The following is a 5,830-nucleotide window of genomic DNA, read 5'->3' on the forward strand; positions in this document are numbered from 1 at the left end:
ACATTTTTTGGGTTGGTTGATTGGTTAAACTTCTAGTGCTTTTTCAATAACATTGTAATGCCATTATTTATTTAAAATGGTGTTTGTCAACAAAATCCATGCCCGTTCTTTTTTCATAGTATATATTTTATAAATATATAGTGCGAGTTAATCCGAGCATAGCGAGCATTTTCTCGCTCAAAAAAGGATACGATAAGATATAATATAAGGAAAACACTTAGGAGAATTTCGATTAAACCCTGATAAACACATTAACTGCACATAACTATTCTCACATCCACAAAAACAAACATCACCCAAACCCCCCTCTATCTTTGTAATAATAAATATATACTATCAACATCATTCTTTATAAACGAGGGATGAATATAGAAATTTTACACGATAATCCATTTGTTCAGGCACTTGCGATATCTACAGCAATGGCAGTGTTCATGATCGGAGTCGCTCTGGGCATAATTCACATGGTGACCACAGGATCAAGTCCCATGCCGATCGCTTTGCTGCTTCTGATCTTTGCAGTGGTATTCATCACTGGTTCGGTATTTTTCGAGGAGCGAGGTGCCGACCATGTAGGTTCTCTTATCGGAGGCTGCATTGCAGCATTTGCTGCCACATTTGCAGCAGCATCGTTCTTTAGTGGAATTGTGTATATATTTGATGGCGGGATCGATACGCTTGGCTGGGAACAGGTTACATCTGCACTTGCAATATGCATGGTTGCCAGTATGGTCATAATCAGGATGCTCTCACACAAACTGCAGAACCAATATTCTTAAATTTACCATCTGTCAGGTTCGTTACCACTCTGCAACACGTTGTTTTTATAGAATACGATGTGTGGATTTAATTGGACTATTTTAATGCAGTACCTGCTGATATACTTCAATGGTCTTCGCTGAGATCTTCTTCCAGTCAAAGCATGAGATCACCCTCTCTCTTCCATTTTTGCCCATTCTATATCGTTTCTCAGGGTCGCAATATAATTTGGCGATTGCATCTGAAAGACCCTCATCACTTTCTGGCTCTACCAGAAGCCCGGTTCTGTCATGGTCTATAATATCAGGTATGCCACCGACCCGGATCCCGATACACGGGGTCTCGCATGCCATGGCCTCTAAGAGGACTATACCGAAAGGCTCGTAGACACTGGGCAGAACAAACACGTCGGAAAGGGAATATAACTTGACGAGTTCGCTCCTGCTAACGCGCGGGAGGCAGAGGATATGTTTATCAAAATAGGTATCTTGCTGACCGACCATGACAAGCATGATCTCAGGTATTCGCTCAGCAAGTTTTTTCACGGCTTTGACCAGACGCCCCATACCTTTTTGCGGGTCATCCCTGCCAACAAACAGCACAACAAACCTATTATCAAGCCGGTATTTTCTGCGGATATCATCAGCATTCTGATGCTTGAAGACAGCAGTATCCACGCCGTTTGGTATGACCGTGATATTGTTATAACGGATACCAAAAGTCTGGTTTAGTTCCTTTCGTATGGATCCCGATACTGCAATGAACCTGTCAACCCTGTCCACTACATTCTGTTCCATCAAAATGCTGAGATTGTCTGGCCTGAGCCTGTTGATCTCGAGACTGTGAGCCGTCATCACCAGAGGCAAATGGGTGGTCTTTTGTGCTTCCGTTGCCGCCATCTGGATCAGTCCCCCATGAGAGTGCAACAGGTCAAGTTTTTTACCGGAAATGTACTTTTCCACCATGCCAGCTACGTTGATATTGGTTATTATCCTTTCAAAATCCTTTTTAGAATAGTTCGATGCCGGTACTAAAAATTTAGATGACCTGTGTGCATACACGTCTTCCACTTTCTGCCCATCCAATCCATCCACACCAAAGGATTGATTCAATTCTCCTCGCATGGATCTTGACATTGTGATTGGGATGTCCATTTCGTCCACCATATCTTGTTCCATAACAACACTTAGCCGATCTGAATTGGGTCTGCTGATCCCGGCACTTTGAGTAGTCATCACTGGAGGTAGATGGGTGGTCTTTTGTGCTTCCGTTGCAGCTATTTGGCTTAATCCGCCATGCGAATGCAACAGGTCAAGTTTTTCACTGGAAATGTACTTTTCCATCATCACTAGCACGTTAAAGTAAAAGTTAAAGTTGGATGTTCTTTTTTCAAACGCATTACTGGAACGGTTCGATGCCGGCACTAACGGTTTCGATGATCTGTGCACATACACACTGCCTGCCTTCTGGCTCTTCAATTCTTCAACATATGATGTGAACACATGCACCTGCTGGATACTCTGGGCCAAATGTCTGGTAAGTTCATTTACATGAACTCCAACCCCCCCATAAATATTAGGTGGATACTCATATGAGAGAAAACCCACACTCATTCCATCTGTTTTTTGCTGTCCAAATTTCATTCTCCTGCTCCCCCTGTAACGTTTAATACAATAAACTGCTCGCCCCCGCCCACAGTCACATTAAGTATATATGGTTATACAATGTATTGACTTTGGGGGTAAAAGTTTGATGTATGGCGACAGTTTACATGATGCATCCATCACAAAACGTCATATCCCAGATAATTCCAAAATAATTTTACCCCAATGTATTATTCAAAAGCCCCATTTAAATTACTAATAACCATCTACTAACATAGCACTAATCTCAGTTAAAGGTTGTGAACAAAATGCCAAAACCACTTGTTGTCGGAAATGGGTCTCTGCTAGTGAACCTTGACCTGAACGCGAGCATACGGGACATGTACTTTCCTCATGTGGGGGACGAGAACCACGTAAATGGTCAACATTGCCGGGTAGGAGTGGTGGTTGAGGGGAAAAATATGAACATGGTCTCCCTGATAGGAGATGACTGGGTCCACAGGCTTGGTTATAAGAAAGATATGTTGGTAACCGACTCCCACTACCGCAATGACCGGCTTGATATTGATCTGCGATTCAACGAATGTGTTCATCCTTTCGAAAACGTGTTTATTCGCAGGATAGAAATAACAAACACTGATACAAAGGATATTGAATTTAAGTTACTATTCTCACATGACATTGCACTTTACGAGCACCCGATGGGTGATACAGGTATCTATGATCCGGCAGTGCAATCTATAATACATTACCAGCGCTCCCGCTATTTCCTTATCAATGGCTCACCACATTTCGACCAGTATGATATCAGCCCCAAAGAAGAGTATGATTCCGGTTTAATAAGGTCGGCAGAACTTAACATGAACTCCATTCAGATAGGAGCAGTGAACAGTTTTGTGAGATTCTCTCAGCACCTTAAAGCTGGTGAGACAAAAACAATATATTACTGGATTGCAGCAGGAAAAACATTTTTTGATGTTAAGCGGATCAATGAGATGATCATTGAAAGAACTCCTGAGCAAATGATGACCGAAGCCGAGCAGTACTATCATTCATGGGTGAACAAAGAGAAGTATGATTTTTTTGACCTTCCGCCAAAGGTGACAGACCTGTTCAAGCACAGCCTTCTTGTCATAAGGTCACAGATCGACAACGGTGGGGCGATTATCGCTGCCAATGATAGCGATATCCTTGAAAGGTTCAACATGGATTCATACAGTTACATGTGGCCGCGGGACAGTGCATTCATCGCCATGGCGATGGACATGACACTTCATTCCGGAATTGTGCATGTGTTTTTCAAGTACTGTCACGACATCATCAGTGAGCATGGGTATTTCCTGCAAAAGTACAATCCCACCGGTACCCTTGCAAGCGGCTGGATGCCATGGCTCGCTCATGATGGAAGTATCCAGCTTCCAATACAGGAAGACAGCACTGCGCTTATAGTCGTTGCACTGTGGAACCATTACAAGACAACAAGATGCATTGAAACTGTTGATCCACTCTATTACTCGATCGTAAAGCCGGCTGCTGAATTCATGACAAGGTATCGTGATCCGGACACAGGGCTTCCAAAACCCAGTTACAATCTCTGGGAGGAGAATCGGGCAGTTCATACCTATACATCTTCGACCGTATACGCAGGTCTGAAATGTGCTGCCAGATTTGCAGAATTGTATGGGGATGATGATCTTGCAAGGAAATATAGCAAGGCTGCCGTGGAAGTAAAAGATGGTATTGAGAAACATCTGTACGATGAAGAACTGGGGCGATTCCTACGAAGCATTAACCCACGGGATGAGACCATAGATGCCAGCCTCTATGCCGTATCTCAGTTCAATGTACTGCCCCCTGATGATATCAGGGTGGTCAATACCATGGAATATATAGAAAACAAATTGTCAGTAAAGACGGATGTTGGGGGTATTGCCCGATTCTATAAGGATGCTTATCACCAGGTAACAGAGTATGATCCTGAAGTTATACCCGGCAATCCCTGGTTCATTTGTACCCTCTGGGTGGCCCAGTGGCACATCCAGAAGGCAAAGTGTATTAGCGATCTGCAAAAACCAAGGGAGATCCTGCTGTGGGTCACAGACCACGCTACACAGACAGGTATCCTGGCAGAGCAACTGAATCCTTTTGACGGAAGTCCATTAAGTGTCAGTCCCCTGACATGGGCTCATGCCACTTTTGTAGTAACTGTTAAATCATTTGTCGAGAAAGCCAGGTCATTGGAAAAATAGTGATGAAAAGGTGCCATATTATGAACACGCAACATGGGAATTCGGGTTGATATATCATCAGGGAGCTACTATATTTAGCAAAATGCTTTTATAGAAGTACAAACAATCATTTGTTCCTGAAGAACGACAGCATTACGCCATTCCGGGCGAGGACACCAATAAATGGATAAAGAAAACCGTGAAGATAATAATGTTGAGCCTGATATGGAAAATGCACCAGTGGATGAGCAGGTCGAAGAGCAATCCAGCGAAGATGAGATCGCAGAACTTAACGACAAACTCTTGCGTCTTGGTGCAGAATTCGACAATTTCAGGAAACGAAGCAAACGCGAAAAGGAAGAGTTACGAAAACATGCAACTGAAAATCTCATGGTGGAGATGCTTGAAGTCTGTGACAACTTCGAACGCGCCCTGCACTCTGCAAAATCGGCAGATGACTCAAAATCCATAGTTGAAGGTGTTGAGATGGTACTCAAACAGTTCATCTCGATCCTCGAAAAGGAAGGGGTCAAAAAGATCGAATGTAAGGGAGAAGAATTCGACCCATATCTTCACGAAGCAATGATGCATATCGAGACCGATGAATACCCTGACAACACGATAATTGATGTTCACAAACCCGGATACATGTTGCATTCAAAGGTCATACGACCTGTAATGGTCACGGTTGCAAAAAAACCGGAAGACGATTCGAACAAGTCTGAAAAGTAGCAGATAAAAAGCAACAAATGATAGATCCCAAATATCAAATTTAACTGAACTCAACTTAACTTAAATTAACTTTATACTTACAAACAAACTAACAAGAGGTAATAATATGGCAAAGATACTCGGAATAGATCTTGGTACAACCAATTCATGCATGGCAGTCATCGAAGGTGGGGAGCCTACCGTAATTCCAAATGCAGAAGGTGGAAGAACAACCCCGTCAGTTGTGGGATTCTCAAAGAAGGGAGAGAAACTTGTCGGACAGGTCGCTAAAAGGCAATTGATCGCAAACCCTGACAACACAGTAAGTTCGATCAAAAGACATGTCGGTGAGCCAAATTACAAAGTAAATCTCCATGGCAAGGACCACACACCACAAGAAGTTTCATCAATGATCCTGCGAAAGATGAAAGAGGATGCAGAAGCGTATCTTGGCGAGACCATCACACAGGCTGTAATTACCGTACCTGCATACTTCAATGATGCACAAAGACAGGCAACAAAGGATGC

General features: G+C 43.1%; 5 protein-coding genes. 4 read left to right on the forward strand and 1 reads right to left on the reverse strand.

What is annotated here, in order from left to right; translation table 11 throughout:
* Positions 1 to 362: 362 nt before the first annotated feature.
* Positions 363 to 779, forward strand: a complete 417-nt coding sequence (locus QAS77_RS09890) for a heat-shock protein (protein ID WP_305065304.1) — start codon at positions 363 to 365, stop codon at positions 777 to 779.
* Positions 780 to 860: 81 nt separating this feature from the next.
* On the opposite strand, the gene QAS77_RS09895 is transcribed toward QAS77_RS09890, so the two are convergent.
* Positions 861 to 2,402 carry a glycosyltransferase gene (locus QAS77_RS09895; protein WP_305065305.1) on the reverse strand — a complete coding sequence of 514 codons (1,542 nt, stop codon included), beginning with the start codon at positions 2,400 to 2,402 and terminating at the stop codon, positions 861 to 863.
* A gap of 269 nt (positions 2,403 to 2,671) precedes the next feature.
* Here QAS77_RS09895 and QAS77_RS09900 point away from each other — a divergent pair, with 269 nt between their 5' ends.
* The 3 genes from QAS77_RS09900 to QAS77_RS09910 all read left to right on the forward strand — a co-directional run.
* On the forward strand, positions 2,672 to 4,612 hold the full coding sequence (locus QAS77_RS09900) for a glycoside hydrolase family 15 protein (RefSeq protein ID WP_305065307.1): 1,941 nt from the start codon (positions 2,672 to 2,674) through the stop codon (positions 4,610 to 4,612).
* Positions 4,613 to 4,774: 162 nt separating this feature from the next.
* Positions 4,775 to 5,323, forward strand: a complete 549-nt coding sequence (gene grpE / locus QAS77_RS09905; protein WP_305065309.1) for a nucleotide exchange factor GrpE — start codon at positions 4,775 to 4,777, stop codon at positions 5,321 to 5,323.
* A gap of 106 nt (positions 5,324 to 5,429) precedes the next feature.
* Positions 5,430 to 5,830: Hsp70 family protein (locus tag QAS77_RS09910; RefSeq protein ID WP_305065311.1), on the forward strand; the 401-nt coding region annotated here is incomplete at its 3' end.

Source organism: Methanococcoides sp. (genome assembly GCF_030594565.1).
Classification (GTDB): domain Archaea; phylum Halobacteriota; class Methanosarcinia; order Methanosarcinales; family Methanosarcinaceae; genus Methanococcoides; species Methanococcoides seepicolus.

Excerpts from the sequence above, each read along its gene's own strand:
- QAS77_RS09900 (WP_305065307.1), top strand. The coding sequence starts at position 2,672 with ATGCCAAAACCACTTGTTGTCGGAAATGGGTCTCTGCTAGTGAACCTT.
- QAS77_RS09890 (WP_305065304.1), top strand. The coding sequence starts at position 363 with ATGAATATAGAAATTTTACACGATAATCCATTTGTTCAGGCACTTGCG.
- QAS77_RS09895 (WP_305065305.1), bottom strand. The coding sequence starts at position 2,402 with ATGAAATTTGGACAGCAAAAAACAGATGGAATGAGTGTGGGTTTTCTC.
- grpE (WP_305065309.1), top strand. The coding sequence starts at position 4,775 with ATGGATAAAGAAAACCGTGAAGATAATAATGTTGAGCCTGATATGGAA.